The organism is Mesorhizobium sp. P2_E10, from assembly GCF_056404235.1.
In genome coordinates, this window is the sequence record NZ_JBFUEK010000009.1 from 38,735 (window position 1) to 60,291 (window position 21,557).

Consider the following 21,557-nt stretch of genomic DNA (forward strand, 5'->3'; position numbering starts at 1 on the left):
GTTCTTTATATCGTTATCTGATTTCGATCAAGCGAATGGTGAGCATGCGCGCCGTCAATGCGCGGTCTTCACCATGTCCACCTGTGTTTCAGTAATCTCGTCGTGCAGTATGTGGTCGAGCCGGTCGGCAACGAGCTGGTCGTCGCGGCGGATTTCGCGCTTCCACGGCTGGCGGCCCTTGAGCACGCCCGATTCATCGACGATCTCGGCGACATATTCTTCCTGGCGATAGGCCATCACATGGACGCCGGAAACGCCGGGAATTTCTTTCACCTCGTTGATGATGTCGATGCAGAGCTGCTTGCCTTCCTTCTTCTGGTCCTGCGCGCCTTCCAGCCGCTTGATGACCGAATCGGGGATGTGGATGCCGGGCACGTTGGAGCGAATCCATTTGGCGGTCTTGGCCGAGGCCAGAGGCCCGACGCCGCACAGGATGAAGCATTTTTCGGTGAAGCCGAGATCGCGCACCTTCTGCATGTAGGTGCGGAACATCGGCACGTCGAAGCAGTACTGGCTCTGCACGAACTGCGCGCCGGACGCGATCTTTTTGCCCAGCCGGTGCGGGCGGAAATCGATCGGCGGCGCGAAAGGGTTGATCGCCGCACCCAGGAACAGCTGCGGTGGCGTGGTCAGCTTGCGGCCGGAGAGGAACTTGCCGTTGTCGCGCATGATGCGGCAGGTTTCCAACAGCGACATGCAGTCGAGGTCGAACACCGGCTTGGCGCCGGGCTGGTCGCCGGCCTGCACACCGTCGCCGGTGAGGCACAGCATGTTGGCGACGCCCATCGCAGCACCGCCCAGCACGTCACCCTGGATGGCGATGCGGTTCTTGTCGCGGCAGGCGATCTGCATGATCGGGGCATAGCCCATGCGGGTCAAAAGCGCGCAAATGCCGACCGACGACATGTGGCAGTTGGCGCCCGATGCATCGACGGCGTTGATGGCGTCGACCCAGCCATCGAAGATTTTCGCGCGGTTGTAGACGTCTTCGGGATCGGCGCTGTCGGGCGGGTTGAGCTCTGTGGTCACCGCGAATTCGCCGCGCCGCAAGACGCGCTCCAGCCGGCCGCGCGAGGTGTGGCCGGGCAGGGGATCGAGCGGCAGGTGGATGCCGGCCGGGTTCTCGTCGAGCTGGCGGCCGATCATGCCGATGCTCCGGTGTTTGCCGCACCATTCTTGGCGGCTTGCGCGGCTTCGCGGGCGGCTGCGGCCTGCGCGGTCACCCGCAGCCATGCCGAGGTTTCGCGCAGCGACTGATCGACCGGCTTCTGCACGTCGAGGATCTTGTCGCCATGCACCATGTTCTGCGAGCCCTCCCAGGCCTTGACCCAGACGCAAGGCATGTCCGGCTCGACCTCGCAATTGCCATTGGCGCGGACGCCGCCGCAGGGTCCGTTGCGCAATTGCTTGGGGCAGTTCATCGGGCATGACATGCCGGTGGAGGACAGCACGCACTGGCCGCACATGCGGCAGTCGAACATGAAGCCCTTGACGCGCTTTTCGACGAATTTGATTGGTCCTTCGACGCGGCCGTAGCCGATGCCTTTCCAGAGGGGATGCAGAAGCAGGAACATGTCGGCGAACCGGGAATAGAACCATTCGAGCAGCCGCGAGTGCCGGATCGACCAAAGCCGTACCGCAAAAGAGCGCTGCACGCGCCGCTGCGGCGACACGTCGGCCGGCTTGTAGTCGGATTTCGGCGCTGCCTTCTTGTTGAGGGTGGCTTGGGTAATCGCCGGTTGGGTGTCAGACATTTTCTTTCCCGCCCGCCTTCACCAGAGCGACCAGCCGCTCGCGGTCGTATTTCGTATCGAGGTCCTGAAAAGCCTTTTCGACCTCGGCTTCGAGGTCGTCCCCAACCGCAATCGGGTCGGCCTTGCGCCATTCGGCGAGATAATCGTCGGTGCCGCCGGCGCCGGTGCGCATGGCGCACATGTCGATCGCCTCGGTGAAGCGCAGCGGCAGTTCGCGCTTGGCGTTCTGCCGGCCCTTCTTGACGATGATTTGGGCGGGGATGTCGCGCCAGTAGACGACGATCAGATCGGCCATGAATTCCTACTCCTCGTGATTTCGAGCATTGCCGCAAGCGCAGTTGGGCTGCTTGTTATGGGACGACGCGCGCGCATTCAAAAGCGACGCTATTGGCGGTCGCAAAAAGAAAGGCGAAAATCCTTGGGATGGCCGGCCTACCAGACGCCGCTTTTGACGCCGGTCCAGAGATAGAACCAGATCGTCGGATGATACCATTGCTTGGAGGGCAGGCCGGGATCCGAGATGGCAAGTTTTCCCGCCAGCGCATCGCGGACCGCCTCGACGCAGACCTCGCGCGAGAACGCTGCCTGGCGCAGCGCATAGCTTGAAATGGTGTCGCCAGGCTCGGCTTTGCCGCGCGCCTGCCGCAGCACGCCGCCGGTGTCGACGCCGGCATCGACCAGATGCACGGTGGTGCCGAAGTTTTGCGCGTCGCCCGAGGCCAGCGCCCAATAGCCGCCATTCATGCCGCGATATTTCGGTGCGATGCCGGCGTGGTAGTTGAGCACCGGGCACGGAATTTTTGCCAGCGTCTGCTTCGAAAGCAGGCGGCAGCCGGCGAGCAGGACGACGCCCGGCTGGATTTTCTCGATCGCCTGCAAACACTCCGGCGCGTTGGCCGAGGGGACATGGACGATCATTTGTCCCGGCTTCGGTTCGGTCTGCAGCTTCTGTTGGGCAATCAACCGTGTCGCGTGGCCGGCGAAAAACCGCTTGCCGAGCCGCGTCAGCACCATCGTGCCAAGCTGTCCGATGGCTAGAAGCCAGCCCTGGCGGCGGGCGCGGCCGAGCAGCAATTTCTTTTTGGATTCAGGGCTTTCGAGGATGACACTGACAGGACCGAGCTTGTCGGCGATGGCATTGATGATGGCCCAGATATGCGGGCCGCCTTCGGTGACGACGACGATCGGGCGCGCAATTGAGTTCTGGGATTCCATGGTTCGCGACGTGCCTGGAAAGATGCAGCCGGATACCGGCCAGAAGTTCGGGATGCTAGGTCGGCCGGGTTAATCCTTGGTGATCAGGGGTTCAGCGTTTGAATTCCATGATGTCGAGCTTCGATTCGTAGTAGGGCGCCGGGAATTCGATGCGCCATTCGCTGGCGCTGTTGCGGAAGGCGTAGCCGACCTGGTCGCTTTGCGGGCCGCTGCCATAGGGCTTTGCCGGATCGTCGTTGACCGAGAGCGAGCCGAGATAGATGGCGCGTTTTTCACCGTCGTCGAAGAAGCGGCCCTTGGTGCGCTGCGAACCGCTCACCTTTTCCAATCGCCAGCCGGAGCCGTCGTCGGTCACCCTACATTTGAACCAGCCATAGATGACGAGCGGGCCCAGGCCGCCGGCCTTGATGGTGCGGCATTTCCAGTTGCCGGTCAGGTCCTTGTCGGAAAAGGCGACGAAGGGCTTTGCCAGCAGGGCGTCGAGCTGCTTGACGTCGGCGGGATCGCCGGCCTTGGCTTCATCGAGAGCTGCCTTGCGCGTCTCACCATATTTGTCGAGCCGCACCTTGTCGGCGGGGGTGATCAGCTTCTGCACCTCGCCGTCGGCGTAGGCGGGCAGGGCGAAGGAGAGCAGGCCGAGAACGGCAAGCAGGGGACGGATGACCATCGGTGGCTTTCCTCGTCGCTGGCTGGAGCAGCTTTGTTTGCGTCTGGGGGCACAACTTACCCGATCGCGGCGGCCTGTCATCCATGCTTGACGGCGTTGCGGCCGAAGAATTGCCTCAGGCGTGTGCGGCGGCTTGCGCAAGTCCCGCCGTCAGGTCGCCATAGCCGGTCGAGCGGCGCTCATAGGCGAGGCCGAGCATTTTGGCGGCTTTCTCGGCAACCTTGTCGAGTTCCGGATCGTCGGTCTGGGCGATATAGACGAGCTTCTCGTAGTTGCCGAAATAGTCCTTGATCAACTCCGGGTGCTTGTCGAGGCCGAGCGGCTTCATGAAGAAGGCGTCGAACTGCCGGCACAGGAAGTCGGTCATGTAGAACGACATCATGTCGTCGTCGGCGATCTTCGCATAGGCATCCATGCCCTGGTAGAAGGCAAAGCAGTGCGGCCCGGCCATCCGCTCGACGCCGTGTTTCTCCAGCACGCGGTCGAGCAGGCCGCCGGTGCCGCAATCGGCATAGCCGACGAAGATGTTGGTATAGCCTTCGGCCTTGGCTTTCTCGATCGCCTTGTCCATGGCTGGCGCGATGCGATCCGGGTAGAAATGGAACTCCGCCGGCAGGCACGTCAATTCGAGGTGATCGAGCCCCAGCTGTTCCTTGACGGCCAAAACTTCGCGCGCAATCATCCCGCAGGCGATGACGAGCAGCCTGTCGTCTTGATTCGGTTTCGTTTTTTGTGTCTTGGCCATGGAACCTTGTTGAACCGGCCTTCGTTGCTCTGGGGCTAATTTATCTGTTGAGGGAGACACCGTCCATGAAACTGCTACGCATCGCGCCGTTTGCCGTCCTTGCCTGCGCCCTTGCCCTTACGGCATGCGCGAACACTGTCCGTGGCGTTGGCAGGGATGTCAAATCGACGGCCAAGGCGGTCGAGGACACCGTCACCAAACCCTGATCTGCGCGCAGCCTTCTCCATCATCTGGGAACAAAAAAGCCGCGCTGCAAGGCGCGGCTTTTTTGTTGGCCAGACGCCTTGCGTAGAGATCAGGCTGAAGCGCGGACGTTGTGCTTGCGCTTCATGTAGTCCTTGGCGGTTTCGACTGCCACGGCCGCGTCGCGGCAATAGGCATCGGCGCCGACGGCCTTGCCGAATTCCTCGTTGAGCGGCGCGCCGCCAACCAGCACGACATAGTCGTCGCGAATGCCCTTTTCCTTCATCGTGTCGATGACGACTTTCATGTAGGGCATGGTCGTGGTCAGCAGCGCCGACATGCCGATGATGTCGGGCTGGTGCTTTTCGATGGCGTCGAGGTATTTTTCGACCGCATTGTTGATGCCGAGGTCGATGACGTCGAAGCCCGCACCCTCCATCATCATGCCGACGAGGTTCTTGCCGATGTCGTGGATGTCGCCCTTGACGGTGCCGATCACCATCTTGCCCTGCTTCGGCGCGCCGGTGGCGGCGAGCAGCGGCCGCAGGATGAACATGCCGGCCTTCATCGCGTTGGCGGAGAGCAGCACTTCGGGAACGAACAGGATGCCGTCGCGAAAATCCTCGCCGACGATGCGCATGCCTTCGACCAGTGCCTCGGTCAGCACCTTGTAAGGCACCCAGCCGCGCTCGAGCAGGATGTTGGTGCCTTCCTCGATCTCTTCCTTCAACCCGTCATAGAGGTCGTCGTGCATCTGCTGCACCAACTCGTCGTCGGAAAGCTCGGAAAGGATGATCTCGTCGTCGGCCATTTTTGATTCAGCTCCCTGCCACGCGGATGCAATTGCGAGGCCTCAAATATCATTTCAATACCTAACCCGCTACGGGCATCGAGCCATAGCTGATTTGCGACTTCCCGCAAAAGGAAAGCGACTGGAAATCTATTGGTTTTCTTGTCGATTTTGCGACAGGCGTTGGCGCTGGCGGGCCGTTTCGAATAGGGTGCATGGCTACGATCCGGCGAGAAGCTGCAGGACGCGGCCGCAACAAGTTTTCAAGGTTTCAGGGAAGAACGATCATGAGTGAGAACGCGCCAGTCGATCAGGAAGCGTCAAACGCACGGCGCGGACGCGCTGCCAGCGGCGGCGCTGCTGCAAGGCGCGCGGCGCGTTCGGGCGGCGGCCCCGGCACCCAGCTCACCTATATCAAGCGCAAGATCAACGTCTATGAGGTGCTGAACGAGGAAGGCCTGGCGCTGATCGAGAAGAACACCGACACGGTGCTCGAAGAGATTGGCATCATCTTTCGCGACGACGCCGAGGCGCTGCAGCTCTGGAAAGAGGCCGGCGCCGACGTCAAGGGCGAGCGTGTGCACTTTCCCAAGGGCCTTTGCCGCTCGCTGCTGAAGACCGCTCCGCCCATCTACACCCAGCATGCCCGCAACGCCGAGCGCTCAGTGCAGATCGGCGGCAACGCCACCGTCTTTGCGCCGGTCTACGGCCCGCCCTTCGTGCGCGACCTCGATGGCGTCAGGCGCTACGCGACGATCGAGGATTTCCGCAATTTCGTGAAGCTCGCCTATATGGCGCCGTCGATCCACCATTCGGGCGGCACGGTGTGCGAGCCGGTCGACGTGCCGGTCAACAAGCGCCACCTCGACATGATCTACAGCCACATCAAATATTCGGACAAGCCGTTCATGGGCTCGGTGACCGCACCGGAGCGCGCCGAAGACACCGTCGCCATGGCCAAGATCGTGTTCGGCGACGACTTTGTCGAAAACAACACGGTGCTGACCAGCCTGATCAACGCCAACTCGCCGATGGTGTTCGATGAAACCATGTTGGGGGCGCTGAAAGTTTATTCGCGTCACAACCAGGCCTGCATCGTCACCCCGTTCATCCTCGCCGGTGCGATGAGCCCGGTGACGGTCGCCGGCACGCTGACGCAGGTTCTGGCCGAAGTGCTGGCGGGTGCATCGTTCACGCAGCTGATCCGGCCGGGCGCACCGGTGCTGTTCGGAACGTTTGCCTCGTCGATCTCGATGCAGTCGGGCGCTCCAACCTTCGGCACGCCCGAACCATCGCTGGTGTCTTACGGTGCGGCACAGCTTGCCCGCCGGCTTGGCCTGCCGTTCCGCACCGGCGGCTCGCTCTGCGCCTCGAAGATCCCGGATGCGCAGGCGGCCTATGAGAGCGCCAACACGCTGAACTCGACCATCCTGGCCGGCACCAATTTCGTGCTGCACTCCGCCGGCTGGCTCGAAGGCGGGCTCGCCTCCTGCTACGAAAAGTTCATGATGGACATCGACCAGCTCGGCATGACGCAAAAGTTCTCCGAAGGCGTCGACCTCTCGGAAAACGGCCAGGCGATGGATGCCATCCGCCAGGTCGGTCCAGGCAGCCACTATCTCGGCTGCGATCACACCCAGGCCAATTTCCAGACCGCCTTCTACCGCTCCAACATTGCCGACAACAATTCCTACGAGCAGTGGCTGGCCGAGGGTGAAAAGACGGCGCCGCAGCGCGCCAACGAACTCGCCCGCCGCTGGCTGGAGACCTATGAAGCGCCATATCTCGATCCGGGCATCGACGATGGGCTGAAGGACTACATCGCGACGAAGAAGGCGTCGATGGCTGACGCCTTCACTTGAAAGGAGCCCGAGTCAGGCGGGGCTAAAGTCGCCAACATCATCCACAAGGAAGTCTGGCGGAGCGCCTTCTCCGACCCGGACAAGAAGGGATGATGTTTGCGCGCCGTGGAGGAAATAGCGACGGCGCTTGCCGCCCACGGCCTTATCCTGCGCGGCGGCTTCAACTTCGCTTCAGGCGAAACGTTGCCAACCGGCCTCTCCGGCGCTGCCGTCAGATCCGTGCTGCTGGTCGGGCAGGTGGGCGCTGCGCCATGGCCGCATTTCCTGCGCTGGCGGGCGAACCAACCAGAGGCCATCGCCAATCCGCTCGATACGTGGTCACGCGAAGTGATCGGTGCGGTGGCGGAAAAATTCGGGGCGCGCGCCGTTTCGCCGTCCGACAGGCCATATCTGCCGTTCCAGCAATGGGCGATGCGGGCCGAGGGATTGAAACCGTCGCCGCTCGGTATCCTCATGCATCCGCAATACGGGCTCTGGCATGCCTATCGCGGTGCATTGCTGTTCGAGGATGAGATCGCGCTTCCAGAACCTCGCGAGGTGATTCACCTTTGCGACGCATGTCTCGAAAAACCTTGCCTGAAATCATGTCCGGTCGACGCCTATTCTCTCGAAGGATTCGCCTATGAGGCGTGCCTGGCGCATGTGCGTGGGCAAGACGGCGAACCATGCCGCAGCGGCGGCTGCCTCGACCGCAACGCCTGTCCCTATGGCACGGCCCATCGCTATCCCTCTTGGGTTCAGGCCTTTCACATGGCGAGCTTTGCCGACCTCTAGCGGGGCGTTGAACGCCCGCACAAAATGTTGAACGCAACTGTCAGGGAACGGCTTGCCCTGACGACGCCTGTGGATATGTATCGCGCGACGGGCAACGGAGCGGGCCATGGCGAAGCAGGACATTGAGATCAAGACCGAGGACGGCGTGGCAAAGGCCGGGCTGTTCCGTTCGGCGATCTCGTCCCCGGCCAAGGCTGGTATCATTCTCTATATGGACGCTTTTGGCCCACGACCGGCGCTCGATGCAATGGCGGAAAGGCTTGCAGGCGAGGGTTATGCGGTGCTGGTGCCGGACCTTTTCTACCGCAACGCGCCGTACGGGCCGTTCGATGCCAAGACCGCTTTCGTCGTGGAGGAGACGAAAGCTGCGCTGATGGCGTTGGTCCACGGCACGACGCAGGACATGACCATCAACGACAGCGGCGCCTTTCTCGATGCGCTCGCTGCTGAAGGCGTCACCGGGCCGGTCGGCGTCGTCGGCTATTGCATGGGCGGCGCGCGGGCGTTGAATGCTGCCGCGACCTATCCCGATCGCATCGTCGCCGCGGCCAGCTTCCATGGCGGCAATCTGGCTGGCGACAATGCCGACAGCCCGCACCGCAAGGCAGACTCGATCAAGGCGCGCGTCTATGTCGGCGTTGCCGGCGTCGACCGCAGCTTTCCGCCGGAGCAGTCGGCGCGACTGGCCGAGGCGCTGCGCGTGGCGGAAGTCGACCACGCCATCGAGAACTATGCCGGCATGGCGCATGGCTGGTGCGTGTCGGATCACAGTGTCTTCAACGCCACCGGCGCCGAGCGCCACTGGAAGCGATTGACGACGTTTTTTGCGGAAACGCTGGCCTGACTGTTGGTCTTGCCCCTTGGTTGCCTGACGCGCTAGAGGCAGAACAGTCGGCGCGGCCTGCAAGATGGCGCCGGTCGAGCGGGAACGACTAGCCTAATGCAATCCTATGATGTCGTAGTGATCGGCGCCGGCGCTGCCGGAATGATGTGCGCCATCGAGGCAGGCAAGCGCGGCCGTTCGGTTCTGGTGCTCGATCACGCGGCAAAGCCCGGCGAAAAAATCCGCATCTCCGGCGGTGGCCGGTGCAATTTCACCAACATCCATACGAGCCCGAAGAATTTTCTCTCGGACAATCCGCATTTCTGTATCTCGGCGCTCAGCCGCTACACGCAGCGCGACTTCATTGGGCTCGTCGAACGGCACGGCATCGCCTATCATGAGAAGACGCTGGGACAGCTTTTCTGCGATGGCTCGGCGCGCCTGATCATCGACATGCTGGTTTCGGAAATGCAGGACCGGGGCGTGGAATTGGTGCTGTCGACCGAGGTTCGGGATGTCGACAAGACTGCGGAAGGGTTTGTCCTGGCGCTCTCCACCGGCACGGTCGCGTGCCGGTCGCTGGTCGTAGCTTGCGGCGGCAAGTCGATCCCCAAAATGGGCGCGACTGGCTTTGGTTACGAACTGGCGGCGCGGTTCGGCGTGGCCGTGGTCGAAACCCGCCCGGCTTTGGTGCCGCTTACCTTCGACGCAAGGACGCTGGAGCGGCTGGCGCCTTTGGCCGGCAATGCCGTCGACGCCGAGATCGCTTGCGGCAAGACGCGGTTTTCCGAGGCGATGCTGTTCACCCATCGCGGCTTAAGCGGGCCTTCCATCCTGCAGATATCGTCCTATTGGCGCGAGGGCGATGAGATCCGCATCGCCATGCTGCCGGGGGTGGATGTGGCCGAGCTGCTTCGCGCCGCCAGGCGCGTCAACGGCAGGCAAGCGGTGCAGACGGTGCTGGCAAACCATCTGCCGAAGCGCCTTGCGCAGGCAGTCGCCGAGCGCACGGGGACCGACGGCAATCTCGCCGACCTGACAGACCTGCAGATGAAAACCGTAGAAGCCGCCGTCAACGACTGGCGTATTAGGCCAGCCGGCTCGGAGGGCTATCGCACCGCCGAAGTGACGCTTGGCGGCGTCGACACCAACGCGCTGGACCAGAAGACGATGCAGGCGAAATCCGTGCCGGGCCTGTTTTTTATCGGCGAAGTCGTCGATGTCACGGGTTGGCTCGGCGGCTACAATTTCCAATGGGCGTGGTCGTCGGGCTGGGTCGCGGGGCAGGTGTGTTGATATTCAGGTGAGGCCGGCCTGCGAGCCATGGCCTCCTGCACTTCTGATGCTCACGTACTGAAGTACACTCCGCTCCGGTTCTCGGAACCCAGCATCCTCGGCTCGGCCCGACCCGAATCTCAACACGCCTGAGGTTCGGAAGAGCCAATCCGAAAAAAATCTTTCCATAACCCCAAGGATTGGCCATTAGCCTTCGTCCAACAGGCAAATGATGGCGATGATGCTGGATGAAAGCGATGCCTCCGACGCCGATCTGATCGGGCGGGCGAAGGGCGGAGACAGGGGTGCCTTCGGCAAATTGCTCGAAAGGCACTACAACTTTGTCTATCGCGCCGCCTATCGCTGGTGCGGAAAGAAGGCCGACGCCGAGGATATCGCCCAGGAAGTCTGCGTCCGGCTCGGCCGGGCGATCCGCGACTATCACGGCAGCGGCGCCTTCACGACATGGCTCTACACCATGACGCTGAACGCGGCGCGCGACATGATGCGCAAGACCACGCGCGAAAACGTCAAGACCGAGGCCTATGGCGCCTACAGCATGATATCGGGCGAGGCCCCGGCCGAGCCCGAAGATCCCACTGAGGCTCTGTGGGCGGCGGTGCGAAAGCTGCCGGACAAGCAGCGCGACGCGGTGCTGCTGGTCTATGGCGAAGGCTTGAGCCACGCGGCCGCCGCCGAGGCGATGGCAATCTCGGAGACGACGGTTTCCTGGCACATCCATGAAGCGAAGAAACGGCTGAAAGTGCTCATGCGCGCAGCCGGGGAAGTGTGACCATGGTCGACGACAAGGAACTCAACAGGCTGCGCGACGCAGCAGTGCCGGCGCCGGACAGCGACGCGAAGGCCCGCGCCTTCACCGCCGCCATGCGCGCCTACGACATGGACGAAAAAACTTCTCCCGCCGCCCAAGGATCGGCTGCCGGGCTTCGTCTCACAGAGCGAGCACAAAAGCTCTGGAGCGAGATCATGCAAAAGAAACTCTACGCCACGCCGGCCATTGCCGGGCTCGTCGCCCTGCCGATCGCCGGATACGCCACCTTCCATATGCTGCAGGAGCAGCCTTCCAAATTTGCCGGGGACGAGAAGATCACCGAGACGCTGGCCGACAAACCCACGACGGTCAAACCGGTGCCTGTTGCCGAGGGCGACAAGCAGAAGAAGGCCGACGCCGACACCGAAAGCCGTGACGTCAGCGTGGCGCTCGAGAAACCAGCCTCGCCGCCGAAATCCGAGTCGACCGTAGCCAGCGGCCTGGCGCAGCAGGACGCACTGTCGCGTGGTGTCGTGTCCGAGCCGGCGCCTGCACCCAGCGGCGAGTTCGCGCTGGATGGTGGTGCAGCTGCGCCAAGGTCAGACGCGGCGCGGGTTGGCACAACGGCTGAATCCAAGCTGATGGTGCAGCAGCCTTCGACCGCGCCGGCCGACCAGTTGCTGCCGCAAGAGGAAAACCGCGACCGCGTCGAGGATTTCAAGACCAATCCGGTGCATGCAGCACTCGAGGATCCGGTCTCGACCTTCTCGATCGACGTCGACACGGCTTCCTATTCCTTCGTGCGCAGTTCGCTGAAGCAGGGCTACCTGCCTCAGGCCGACACGGTGCGCGTCGAGGAGATGGTGAATTACTTCCCCTATGACTGGAAGGGTCCTGATACGGCATCGACGCCGTTCAACTCGACGGTCAGCGTCATGCCGACGCCGTGGAACACACACACCAAGCTTATGCACGTCGCCATCAAGGGTTTCGACGTCAAGCCGGTCGAGCAGCCCAAGGCCAATCTGGTGTTCCTGATCGACGTCTCGGGCTCGATGGACGAGCCGGACAAGCTGCCGCTTCTCAAGTCGGCGTTCCGGCTGCTGGTCAGCAAACTTAGGGCGGACGACACCATCTCGATCGTCACCTATGCGGGTGAGGCCGGCACCGTGCTGATGCCGACCAAGGTCACCGAGAAGGACAAGATCCTCAACGCCATCGACAATCTGTCGCCTGGTGGCTCGACGGCCGGCGAGGCAGGCATCAAGGAAGCCTACAAGCTTGCCCAGCAATCCTTCGTCAAGGACGGCGTCAACCGTGTGATGCTGGCCACCGACGGCGACTTCAATGTCGGCCAGACTGATGATGACGACCTGAAGCGGTTGATCGAGAGCGAGCGCAAGACCGGCGTGTTCCTGTCGGTGTTCGGTTTCGGCCGCGGCAATCTGAACGACCAGATGATGCAGACCATCGCCCAGAACGGCAACGGCACCGCCGCCTATATCGACACACTGGCCGAGGCCGAAAAGGTGCTGGTCGAGGATGCGTCGTCGACGCTGTTCACCATCGCCAAGGACGTGAAGATCCAGGTCGAGTTCAACCCGGACAAGGTCTCTGAATATCGCCTGATCGGCTATGAGACCCGGGCGCTCAATCGCGAAGATTTCAACAATGACCGCGTCGATGCCGGCGATATTGGCTCCGGCCATTCGGTCACCGCGATCTACGAGATCACGCCCAAGGGCAGTGGCGGCGAGCAGATCGACCCGCTGCGCTATGGCCAGGCGACGGTGAACAATGGCGGTGTCGCCAATGCGGACGAGTATGCGTTCGTCAAGATCCGCTACAAGCTGCCCAACGAGGACATCTCGAAGCTGATCACCACGCCGGTCACGTCCGCCAACGAGGTCGAGTCCTTCGACCAGGCCAGCACCGACCAGCGGTTCTCCATCGCTGTCGCCGCCTTCGGCCAGAAGCTGCGCGACGAGGATGCGACCGCGAAGTTCGGTTACGACAAGATCATGGAGATTGCCACTGCTGCCCGAGGAGCCGACCCGTTTGGGTACAGGTCTGAGTTCCTTTCGCTTGTGCGCCTTGCCTCGGCGCTCGGCGGTAACCGGTAGTGGCGATGACGGCCGGTTTCTTTCAGATGGGATCGTTCTGACACGAGAAACCGGCCTATGGGCGGGTGAGGCAGGCCGGCGAGGGAAACCTTGCCGGCCTTTTTTCGAGATCGTTAAATTGCGCGACATTTCCGGTACGCGATCGCAATTTCCTCTTGCTATCTAACAAGTCACGTTTGGGCTTGAGGGGGCCGGAATTGCTGATCAGGAACATTACGAACCCGACGCCGACGGCCAGGGACGTGCAGGCACCCAGCCCGACGGCATCGCAGACGCCTTCATCGGAATCCAGGCGCATCATGGACGACGTCAACGCGGCTCGCAAAACCGCGATGTCGGCGCTGAACAACGACCGCTTCCGCGTCATGCTCGAGCAGATCACCGATCCCGGCACATCGGGTGCGTTGGTGACGATGGGCGGCGGTGCCAACAGCGCCGCCACCGATATCAACACGGCGCTGTCGCGCTACGCCGAAAACAGCGAATAACCGAAATATCAGGCCCGGCTGCGGCGCCGTTCGCGGCGGGCTTCGCTGGTCTCGGCAGTGTTTTCCGTCGCCACCTTGTTGCGCATCGGGCCGATGCGCTCGACGATCGCCGCAACAGTCGGCCGATCCGCCTTGGTGTGTGCGTCGAGCGCCTTGCGCATGGCGGCAAGGTGCTGGAACGACGTGCCGCAGCAGCCGCCGACGATTTTGGCGCCAGCATCGACGGCAAGCCTGACATAGTCGGCCATCAGCTCCGGTGTGCCGGAATAGTGGATCTCGGTGCCGCGAAATTCCGGAATGCCGCAATTGCCCTTGACGATGACCGTCGCCTCCGGCTTCGCCTCGGTCATGTCGAGCAGCGAGGCCAGGATATCGGACGCGCCGACACCGCAATTGGCGCCGACACCGAGCGGGCGTTGCGAAAGCCCATCGACGACGCCGTGGATATCCTTTGGCAGCAGCCCCATCATGGTGCGGCCGGCGGTGTCGAACGAACCGGTGTAGGTGTAGGGCAGGCCAACGCGGATAGCGGCTTCGGCGGCAGCGCGGATTTCGTCCGGCGCCGACATGGTCTCGATCCAGGCAACTTCGGCGCCGCCTTCCTTCAAGCCCTCGATCTGTTCGGCAAAGGCATCGACCGCCTCGTCATAGGTCATGGCGCCGAGCGGCACCAGCAATTCGCCGGTCGGCCCGACCGAGCCGGCCACGATCACCTTGCGGCCGGCCTTGTCGGCGACGGCGCGGGCGATCTCGGCGGCGCGCTTGTTCAGCGCATGCACGCGGTCCTGCGCATGATGCAGCTTCAGCCGGTGGCGGGTGCCGCCGAAGGAATTGGTCAGGATGATATCGGCGCCGGCGTCGACGAAATTCTGGTGCAGGCTGGTGATGGTGTCGGGTGCGGTCTCGTTCAGCAGCTCGGGCGCTTCGCCGGCCTCGAGGCCCATGGCGAACAGATTGGTGCCGGTGGCGCCATCGGCCAGCAGAATGCCCTTTTCGGCAAGCAGCGCGTCAATCGGGTTGGTCATGATGGAATACGCCTTCCGGACATCTCTATTGAGATAAGGATATAAAGAACTCTTTATGTCTAGTCAATGTCGGCCGGCGCAAACGGTGGTCAAAATCGCATTTCGGCGAGCTTGTGCGCGAAGCCGGCGGCTTCATGCGCATTGATGTCGGCGGCGCGGATCAGATTGTCGAAATGGCGGGTCAGCGTCTGGATCGGCTGGGTGGCATTGAGCACCAGATACATGTCGCCGACATAGATCGCCGCGCGATACGGACCGAAGATCGTGTAGGGGATCGAATAGCGCATGCGCCCATCATAGAGGAACAGGCGGAAGGTGGGGTAGAGGTCGTCGAGCAGCGTTGCCATGTGCAGAAGCTGCTGGTGACGGTCTGCCTCCGGGAAACGGTCCCACACACCCAGCCCGCGCGCAAAGATCTCCAACGTGTGGCGCGGCATGCAGACTTCCATGTCGGTTTCCGGCCGCCGGTTGTAGTCGATGCGGTATTGCGTTTCGCCGGCCTGCGCCTCGCGGCTCTTGTTGGTGATGCCGGCTTCATATTCGACCAGCGCCTCGGTGCGCAAAAGGTCGGGAATGCCGGCCGGCACGTAGCGGATTTTCGTGCCGGCGGCCTCCGAATGCCATCTGGCCAGCAAGGTGCGGTCGAAGCCACCGGTGGCTTCCTCGATCTCCAGGCTCTCCCGGATTTCGCCGGTGACGCCTTCGTCCTGGCTCAGCCCAAGCAGCCAGTCGAGCGACACTTTGAACTCGGCGGCGATGTTGAGCAGCGTTTCGGCGCGGGGCAGGCGGGTCGAAGCACCCGACAGGAGCTGCGATAGCGCCGAGCGGTCGATGCCGACGGCGGCCGCGAAGGCCGACTGGTTCAGGTCCGACCTTGTCAGGAGCATCTTCAGGCGTTCGCGAAAGATAGTCGACAGGTCGCGCTTGTCCATGCGCTTTGCTCCAGCGGTTGGAGGAAAAATTTGCGCCGAAGCTGCCGAGACCGCGCCTCAGGCGTAAATGAATCCCTAAGGTTGTTCACAATAGATAACATATGCGGCTTAAAATGCGCAATCGCAACAGTTTGTGCGCTTTGTCGCGTTGCGGCAACCCGAGGCTCCTGACACAATGCTGTCAGGAATCAAAATGGTTCCGACGACTGAAAGGCAGTGGTCGATCGCATGACGAGCATGGGTAAAAGACGAAGCGGCGCTCCGGCCATCGAATGGCCGACCGTGGTTCTCGCTTTCTTCTGTTACACACTATGGCTCGTCACCGGCTTTTTGATCTGGCCTTCGTATCCGCTTTTGGCGCTTGCCATTCTGGCCGTCACCGCCGCACTGCAATCCTCGATCATGCACGAAGTGTTGCATGGTCATCCCACCCGCAATGCGCAGCTCAACGAAGCGTTCGTCTTCCTGCCGATCGGGCTGGTCTGGCCGTTCCGCCGCTTCAAGACCATTCATCTGCGCCACCACGCCGACGAACGGCTGACCGATCCGCTGGATGATCCCGAGAGCTACTACCAGGCGCTCTGGCAGCATGATGATTTGCCGCCGCTGATGAAATTCCTGCTGAAGATCAACAACACCATGGCCGGCCGTTTTGTGCTTGGGCCGTGGCTGTCCTGCGTCGGCTTTTTCATCGACGACGCCAAGCAGATGGCTGCCGGCGACAAGACGATCCGCAAGGCCTGGCTACTGCACGCCATCGGCCTCGCCATCGTGCTGCCGATCGTGCAGTTCGGCTTTGGCATTCCGGTATGGCTCTACATTCTGGTGCCAGTGTGGCTCGGCCAGTCGCTGATTTCGATCCGCACCTTTGCCGAGCATCAGTGGTCGGAGCATCCCGAGGGACGCACGGTGATCGTCGAGCGCTCGCCGCTGTCCTTCCTGTTCCTCAACAACAATCTGCACTTCGTCCACCACAAGAGCCCGACGGTCGCCTGGTACCGGCTGCCAAAGCTGTTTCGCGACCGCCGTGAGGAATGGCTGCGGATGAACAATGGCTACGCCTATCCGAACTATTTTGCGCTGATCAGGGCTTACGCCTTCAAGGCGAAGGAGCCGATCGTCCATCCGGTGCTGCGGCGCGCGCCAGAGCCGGGCAGGGCATTCAAGCCGCGCGTCAGGGCGCGCAGCATCGGCGGACTTGGCAGTGCCCCGGTTCCCGCCGAGCCGCCCAAGGAATAATTCCGGGGCATCCGGATTCCGTGTCGGCCAATTCTGATTGGATGCCGCGTTTTTGCGATCCTTTCCTGAGACATGATGATTGAGTGTCGGCATGAGTGAATTGGTTGCGGCGTTGCCTATGTATGACTGGCCCGAAGTGCGCGGCGAGGTCGATGCGCAATGGGCACGATTGCGCGAGGCCTTTCGGCAAAAGGGCATCGACGCGCCGGAAAGCCTGGCTCGCGTCAATGGCGACCTGCCGCCGGTGCCAGGCGGTATTCATGATGCTGCCGGAGCATTGATCGCGCCCGATCCGGTGACCCTGCCGCCGGACGAACTCGACTATCACAAGCTTTGGCTGCATCCGGCGCTGCTCTTCGCCCAGACATGCTGGGGACCGATGGAACTTGGCCTGTCCAGGCATGTGCAGGTGGTCGGGCAGCCAAGCTACGACGCCTATGAGGGCGGGCAGGGTGAACTCTATTCGAGCGCGCTGGTGATGCGCGCTGATGGCGGGGCATCGGTTGTGTCGCCGGATGACGGCAGTCCGCTGATCCCGCTCGACCTCCTGCGGGGCAAGCGTTTCATCTTCAACGACACCGGTTCAATGTCGGGCTTCCTCGGACTGAAGCGCGATCTGGAAGCGATGGGAGAAAGTCTGGACATCTTTGCGTCACGCAGCGAAAGCGGCGGGCACCGCAGTTCCATCGTCGCCATCGCCGCGGGCAAGGCGGATGTCGCGGCCATCGACTGCCAGAGCTGGGCGCTGGCCCAGCGTTTTGAGCCTGCCGCGCAGAAGGTGAGGGTCGTCGGCTGGACCGGACGGCGCAAGGGTCTGCCGTTCATTACTGCAGCAACGACGGCGGAAAAGACTGTCAGGGCAATGCGTGAAGCGCTTGCCGGCCTAGCCGAGCAGCCTCGCATCCAGCTTGTAGGTTGAAAGCTGCTCGTTGCCGGTTTCGGTGATCAGGATCTGCTCCTCGATCTTGACGCCCTCGCGCCCGCCAAGCCTGCCGACATAGCTTTCTACACACAGCACCATGCCCGGCTCGAGTATGCCGTCAGGCGTATCGTCGGTCCAGTCGCTGGAATGCGGCAGCGTCGGATATTCGTCGGCCAGTCCGACGCCGTGATAGAGCACGCCGTAACGCGTCGGGAAGCAATCGCCCGGCGGCACCGCCGAGCGTTCGACAAGGTCGCGGAAGGAAATGCCCGGCTGCATCAGGGCGGTGTTGTGGGCGATCTGGTCGGCGGCGATGCGGAAGAGGTCGCGCTGCTCGTTGGACGGTTTCGCGTCGCCGCAAAGCCAGGTGCGCGACAGATCGGCGCAAAAACCGTAGGGGCCAATCAGGTCGGTGTCGAAAGCGACGAGATCGCCGGCCTCGATTTTCCGCGCGGAGCATTCCTGGAACCACGGGTTGGTGCGCGGGCCTGACGACAAGAGCCGGGTTTCGATCCACTCGCCGCCGCGCGCGATGTTGCCGCGGTGCAGCTCCGCCCACAGTTCGTTCTCGGAGATGCCCGGCTTTAGCGTCTTCTCCATCTCGCCCATTGCCGCTTCGCAAGCGACGATGGCGCGGCGCATGGCGAGGATTTCATCCGGCGATTTGATCAGCCGGGCATTTTCCATCACCGCTTCGCCATTGCCGATCGAAACACCAATGCGAGCCAGTTCCTCGACACCTTCCGGATTGATGTGATCGACGGCAATGCGGCTGTTGCCGCCGCCATGCTCCTTGACCAGATCGGCGATGCCGGCGGCCCAGCGGCGGACTTTCTGCTCGGTCAACTCGCCGCTGTAGAGATACATCCACGACACAGCCGGCCGTACCTCGTCGACGACGCCGGAATGATCGGACAGGTGCTCACAGGAGAAATAGTCGAACAGCACCACCGGCCCTTCGGTGGCGACGAAACAATGCCGCGTCGGGTTGTGCGCCACCCATAGCTGCATGTTGGTGCTGTCGGTGGCGTAGCGGATGTTGACAGGGTCGTAGAGCAGGGCGCCGGCATAGCCACGCCGTTTCAGCTCGGCGCGGATGCGCTCCAGCCGGTACTTTCGCATCGCCGGCAGATCGGGAGCGGCAATGCCCGCCGCGGCCCATTCAGCTTCCGCTTGCGCGCCATAGCCCAGCACATGCTGGTTCAGCGATGCGGCCTTCTGGCGGGAGTCCTCGCGCAAGGCCTCGATCGAGCCTGATACAAACGGCATGATCTTGCGATGGCGGCCGAAGCTCCCCTTTGGTGCCTCGCTGTGCATGACGCTTAAGTCCGCATCTTGTCGCCGCTCGGATCAAAGGGCGGCTCGACATTGATGCGGGCCGGGCGCCGGTGGCCGAGGATTTCGATCTCGAACAGGCCGGCGGTCTCGTTCTCAGCCAGCGCTGCCGGCACATACCCTTGCGCCATCGACTTCTGAACGTAGTGTGCGTAGCCACCCGAGGTCACCCAGCCGACCACGCGCCAGTCGCCGTCGACGATGCCGCGCACGGCGGATGCGCCTTGAGCAGCCTTGGAACCGCGGATTTCCTTGCCTGACGTGTCGAAGCGCGGCGCGCCGTAGCCATGCGGCTTTTCCACCGTACCGTAATCCTTGCTGACCTTGGCCCAGATCGGCTCGTCGCCCATCACGTCGGCGTCGGCGGCATCGACGATGAAGGAGACACGACGCAGTTTCGGCCCTTCCGCCTGTTCCTTGGCGGCAGCCTCGCGGCCGATGAAATCGTTCTTCTCGAGCTTGATGAACCGATCCATCGCCCCTTCATAGGGTCCGTAGATCGGCCGCAACTCGCGGAACCAGGTCGGAAAGTTCTTTTCCAAGCGCATCGACAGCAGAGCGCGCATGCCGAAATCGACCAGGCCGAATTCCTCGCCGGCATCTTTGATCGCTTTGTAGACCAGACGCTGATAGGCGGGCGCCATCCAGATCTCGTAGCCGAGGTCGCCGGTGTAGGTGATGCGGTTGACCAGGCAAGGCGCGCCGCCGACCGCCATCTCGCGGAAATCCATGAAGCGAAACGCCTTGGTCGAGATGTCGACATCGACCAGCTTTTGCAAGAGGTCGCGCGATTTCGGGCCGGCGATCGACAGGCCGACCAGCGTCTGGTCGAAGCGATGGATGCGCACCGATCCGTCCTTCGGCAAATGCTTTTCGAACCAGCGCATGTGGTACTTTTGCGCCGCCGATGAGCCCCAGATCATGAAGCGGTCTTCGCCTGCCTTGGCGATGGTGAAGTCGCCGATCAGCCGGCCGAATTCGTTCAGCATCGGCGTCAGCACGATGCGGCCGGTCTTCGGCATCCGATTGGTCATCAGACGGTTGAGGAAATCCTCCGATCCCGGGCCCGACACTTCGTATTTGGCGAAGTTGGCGATCTCGGTGACGCCGACCTTTTCGCGGGTGGCGCGCACTTCCTCGCCGATCGGTCCAAAATCGTTGGAGCGATGGAAGGAGACGATGTCCTTCGCTTCCTTGCCTTTCGGCGCGAACCAGAGCGGCGTCTCAAGCCCCCACGAGTCGCCCATCACGGCGTTGTTGGCCAGCATCGTATCGTAGAGCGGCGTCGTCTGCGCCGGACGCGCGGCCGGCAGTTCCTCGTTGGGGAAGCGGATCGAGAAGCGGCGAGAGTAGTTTTCGCGCACCTTGGCGTTGGTGTAGCGCAAGCCCGCCCATTCGCCGAAACGCGCCACGTCCATGCCCCAGACGTCGAAGCCCGGATCGCCATTGACCATCCAGTTCGACAGCGCCAGACCAACGCCGCCGCCCTGGCTGAAGCCGGCCATGACGGCGCAGGCGCACCAGAAATTGGTCAGGCCCTGCACAGGGCCGACCAGCGGGTTGCCGTCGAGCGCGAAGGTGAAGGGGCCGTTGATGATCTGCTTGATGCCGGCCTTCTCGATGCCGGGGAAATGCTTGAAGCCGATTTCCAGCGATGGCGCTATGCGGTCGATGTCGGGCTGCAGCAGTTCATGGCCGAAATCCCACGGCGTGTTGACCGGCGACCACGGCTTGCAGGCCTTTTCATAGGTGCCGAGCAGGATGCCGTTACGCTCCTGGCGGGTGTAGATCTCGCCCTTGAAGTCGAGCACGCCGATCATCTCGCGGCCGGTCGACTTGTTGAATTCCTCGACCTCCGGCATCGGTTCGGTCAAAAGATACATGTGCTCCATGGCCAGCACCGGCAGCTCGACGCCGACCATGCGGCCGATTTCACGCGCCCACAGGCCGCCGCAGTTGACGACATGCTCGGCCTTCACAGTGCCTTGCTCGGTGACGACGTTCCAGGTGCCGTCGACCTCCTGCGTCAACTCGACGACGCGGTTGCGCAATACGATCTCGGCGCCGAGCTTCCTGGCGGCCTTGGCGTAGGCGTGGGTGGTGCCGGACGGGTCGAGATGGCCTTCGACCGGATCCCACATGGCGCCGACGAAATTGGTCTCGTCCATGAGCGGGAACATCGCCTTGGCTTCCGAAGGCGTGATCAGCTCGGTGTCCATGCCGAGGTAGCGGCCCTTGGCGTGGGCAAGGCGCAGGAAGTCCATGCGCTCCGGCGTGTCGGCCATCATCACGCCGCCGGTCAGATGCAGCGAGCAGGATTGGCCGGAGAGTTCCTCGATCTCCTTGTAGAGCTGCACCGTATAGGCCTGCAGCTTGGCGACGTTGGGATCGCCGTTCAGCGTGTGGAAGCCACCAGCCGCATGCCAGGACGAGCCGGAGGTCAGCTCCGAGCGCTCGATCAGCATGATGTCGGTCCAGCCGGCCTTGGCCAGGTGATAGAGCACCGAGCAACCGACCACACCGCCGCCGATGACAACCGCTTTTGCATGAGATTTCATGAAGATAAGTCCGTTTTTGCGTAAACTGAATCAGATGTTTTGGTCAGCGGCGAGCAGCGCCGGAGTCAAACCCGT

At 62.5% G+C, this 21,557-nt stretch carries 21 protein-coding genes; 10 read left to right on the forward strand and 11 right to left on the reverse strand.

Features of this window, described 5'->3' with window-relative positions; genetic code table 11:
• Positions 1-54 precede the first annotated feature (54 nt).
• From AC1D0N_RS22485 to AC1D0N_RS22510, 6 genes are all read right to left on the reverse strand, one after another.
• The gene (locus AC1D0N_RS22485; RefSeq protein WP_477247763.1) at positions 55-1,146 is read right to left on the reverse strand and encodes a methylenetetrahydrofolate reductase; all 1,092 of its coding nucleotides are present in this window, start codon (positions 1,144-1,146) and stop codon (positions 55-57) included.
• On the reverse strand, positions 1,143-1,754 hold the full coding sequence (locus AC1D0N_RS22490) for a methylenetetrahydrofolate reductase C-terminal domain-containing protein (RefSeq protein ID WP_477247765.1): 612 nt from the start codon (positions 1,752-1,754) through the stop codon (positions 1,143-1,145). Before AC1D0N_RS22490 ends, AC1D0N_RS22485 begins: the two co-directional genes overlap by 4 nt.
• Complete coding sequence (locus tag AC1D0N_RS22495; protein ID WP_477247767.1) at positions 1,747-2,049, reverse strand: virulence factor; 303 nt, start codon at positions 2,047-2,049, stop codon at positions 1,747-1,749. The genes AC1D0N_RS22490 and AC1D0N_RS22495 overlap by 8 nt, the downstream gene beginning before the upstream one ends.
• A gap of 137 nt (positions 2,050-2,186) precedes the next feature.
• Positions 2,187-2,969 (reverse strand): formyl transferase, encoded by a 783-nt coding sequence (locus tag AC1D0N_RS22500; protein ID WP_477247769.1) that lies wholly within the window; start codon positions 2,967-2,969, stop codon positions 2,187-2,189.
• A 91-nt stretch (positions 2,970-3,060) separates the two neighbouring features.
• Entirely contained in the window at positions 3,061-3,636 is a 576-nt protein-coding gene (locus tag AC1D0N_RS22505; RefSeq protein ID WP_477247770.1) for a DUF4893 domain-containing protein, read from the reverse strand.
• 115 nt (positions 3,637-3,751) lie between these two features.
• Complete coding sequence (locus AC1D0N_RS22510) at positions 3,752-4,381, reverse strand: DUF1638 domain-containing protein (protein ID WP_477247772.1); 630 nt, start codon at positions 4,379-4,381, stop codon at positions 3,752-3,754.
• Positions 4,382-4,446: 65 nt separating this feature from the next.
• Between AC1D0N_RS22510 and AC1D0N_RS22515 the strand changes: the two genes are divergently transcribed.
• Positions 4,447-4,587 (forward strand): EncA/B family entericidin, encoded by a 141-nt coding sequence (locus AC1D0N_RS22515; RefSeq protein WP_477247774.1) that lies wholly within the window; start codon positions 4,447-4,449, stop codon positions 4,585-4,587.
• Between the two features lie 89 nt (positions 4,588-4,676).
• Here the strand turns inward: AC1D0N_RS22515 and AC1D0N_RS22520 are convergent, their stop codons facing one another.
• A complete protein-coding gene (locus AC1D0N_RS22520; protein ID WP_477247776.1) occupies positions 4,677-5,375 on the reverse strand; it encodes a corrinoid protein in 699 nt (232 codons plus the stop codon).
• A gap of 266 nt (positions 5,376-5,641) precedes the next feature.
• On the opposite strand from AC1D0N_RS22520, the gene AC1D0N_RS22525 reads away from it, so the two are divergent.
• The 7 genes from AC1D0N_RS22525 to AC1D0N_RS22555 all read left to right on the forward strand — a co-directional run bounded on the left by AC1D0N_RS22525 (position 5,642) and on the right by AC1D0N_RS22555 (position 13,471).
• Complete coding sequence (locus tag AC1D0N_RS22525) at positions 5,642-7,216, forward strand: trimethylamine methyltransferase family protein (protein ID WP_477247778.1); 1,575 nt, start codon at positions 5,642-5,644, stop codon at positions 7,214-7,216.
• A gap of 96 nt (positions 7,217-7,312) precedes the next feature.
• Positions 7,313-7,990 carry a hypothetical protein gene (locus tag AC1D0N_RS22530; RefSeq protein ID WP_477247780.1) on the forward strand — a complete coding sequence of 226 codons (678 nt, stop codon included), beginning with the start codon at positions 7,313-7,315 and terminating at the stop codon, positions 7,988-7,990.
• A gap of 106 nt (positions 7,991-8,096) precedes the next feature.
• Positions 8,097-8,834, forward strand: a complete 738-nt coding sequence (locus tag AC1D0N_RS22535; protein WP_477247782.1) for a dienelactone hydrolase family protein — start codon at positions 8,097-8,099, stop codon at positions 8,832-8,834.
• Positions 8,835-8,930: 96 nt separating this feature from the next.
• Positions 8,931-10,109 carry a BaiN/RdsA family NAD(P)/FAD-dependent oxidoreductase gene (locus tag AC1D0N_RS22540; RefSeq protein ID WP_477247784.1) on the forward strand — a complete coding sequence of 393 codons (1,179 nt, stop codon included), beginning with the start codon at positions 8,931-8,933 and terminating at the stop codon, positions 10,107-10,109.
• 211 nt (positions 10,110-10,320) lie between these two features.
• Positions 10,321-10,881 carry an RNA polymerase sigma factor gene (locus AC1D0N_RS22545; protein WP_477247786.1) on the forward strand — a complete coding sequence of 187 codons (561 nt, stop codon included), beginning with the start codon at positions 10,321-10,323 and terminating at the stop codon, positions 10,879-10,881.
• Positions 10,882-10,883: 2 nt separating this feature from the next.
• Positions 10,884-12,983 (forward strand): vWA domain-containing protein, encoded by a 2,100-nt coding sequence (locus AC1D0N_RS22550; RefSeq protein ID WP_477247788.1) that lies wholly within the window; start codon positions 10,884-10,886, stop codon positions 12,981-12,983.
• 197 nt (positions 12,984-13,180) lie between these two features.
• Positions 13,181-13,471, forward strand: coding sequence for a hypothetical protein (locus tag AC1D0N_RS22555; protein ID WP_477247790.1), 291 nt, complete (start codon positions 13,181-13,183; stop codon positions 13,469-13,471).
• An 8-nt stretch (positions 13,472-13,479) separates the two neighbouring features.
• Here AC1D0N_RS22555 and bmt read toward each other — a convergent pair whose 3' ends face one another.
• A complete protein-coding gene (bmt, locus tag AC1D0N_RS22560; protein ID WP_477247792.1) occupies positions 13,480-14,496 on the reverse strand; it encodes a betaine--homocysteine S-methyltransferase in 1,017 nt (338 codons plus the stop codon).
• An 89-nt stretch (positions 14,497-14,585) separates the two neighbouring features.
• Complete coding sequence (locus AC1D0N_RS22565) at positions 14,586-15,428, reverse strand: helix-turn-helix domain-containing protein (RefSeq protein WP_477247795.1); 843 nt, start codon at positions 15,426-15,428, stop codon at positions 14,586-14,588.
• 228 nt (positions 15,429-15,656) lie between these two features.
• On the opposite strand from AC1D0N_RS22565, the gene AC1D0N_RS22570 reads away from it, so the two are divergent.
• Both AC1D0N_RS22570 and AC1D0N_RS22575 read left to right on the forward strand, forming a co-directional pair.
• Positions 15,657-16,667 carry a fatty acid desaturase gene (locus AC1D0N_RS22570; RefSeq protein WP_477247797.1) on the forward strand — a complete coding sequence of 337 codons (1,011 nt, stop codon included), beginning with the start codon at positions 15,657-15,659 and terminating at the stop codon, positions 16,665-16,667.
• 91 nt (positions 16,668-16,758) lie between these two features.
• Entirely contained in the window at positions 16,759-17,586 is an 828-nt protein-coding gene (locus tag AC1D0N_RS22575) for a phosphate/phosphite/phosphonate ABC transporter substrate-binding protein (RefSeq protein ID WP_477247799.1), read from the forward strand.
• Here AC1D0N_RS22575 and AC1D0N_RS22580 read toward each other — a convergent pair.
• Together AC1D0N_RS22580 and AC1D0N_RS22585 are read right to left on the reverse strand one after the other, a co-directional pair.
• The gene (locus AC1D0N_RS22580) at positions 17,551-18,906 is read right to left on the reverse strand and encodes a M24 family metallopeptidase (RefSeq protein WP_477247801.1); all 1,356 of its coding nucleotides are present in this window, start codon (positions 18,904-18,906) and stop codon (positions 17,551-17,553) included. The genes AC1D0N_RS22575 and AC1D0N_RS22580 overlap by 36 nt on opposite strands.
• 5 nt (positions 18,907-18,911) lie before the next feature.
• Positions 18,912-21,482 (reverse strand): GcvT family protein, encoded by a 2,571-nt coding sequence (locus AC1D0N_RS22585; RefSeq protein ID WP_477247803.1) that lies wholly within the window; start codon positions 21,480-21,482, stop codon positions 18,912-18,914.
• Between the last annotated feature and the right edge of the window lie 75 nt (positions 21,483-21,557).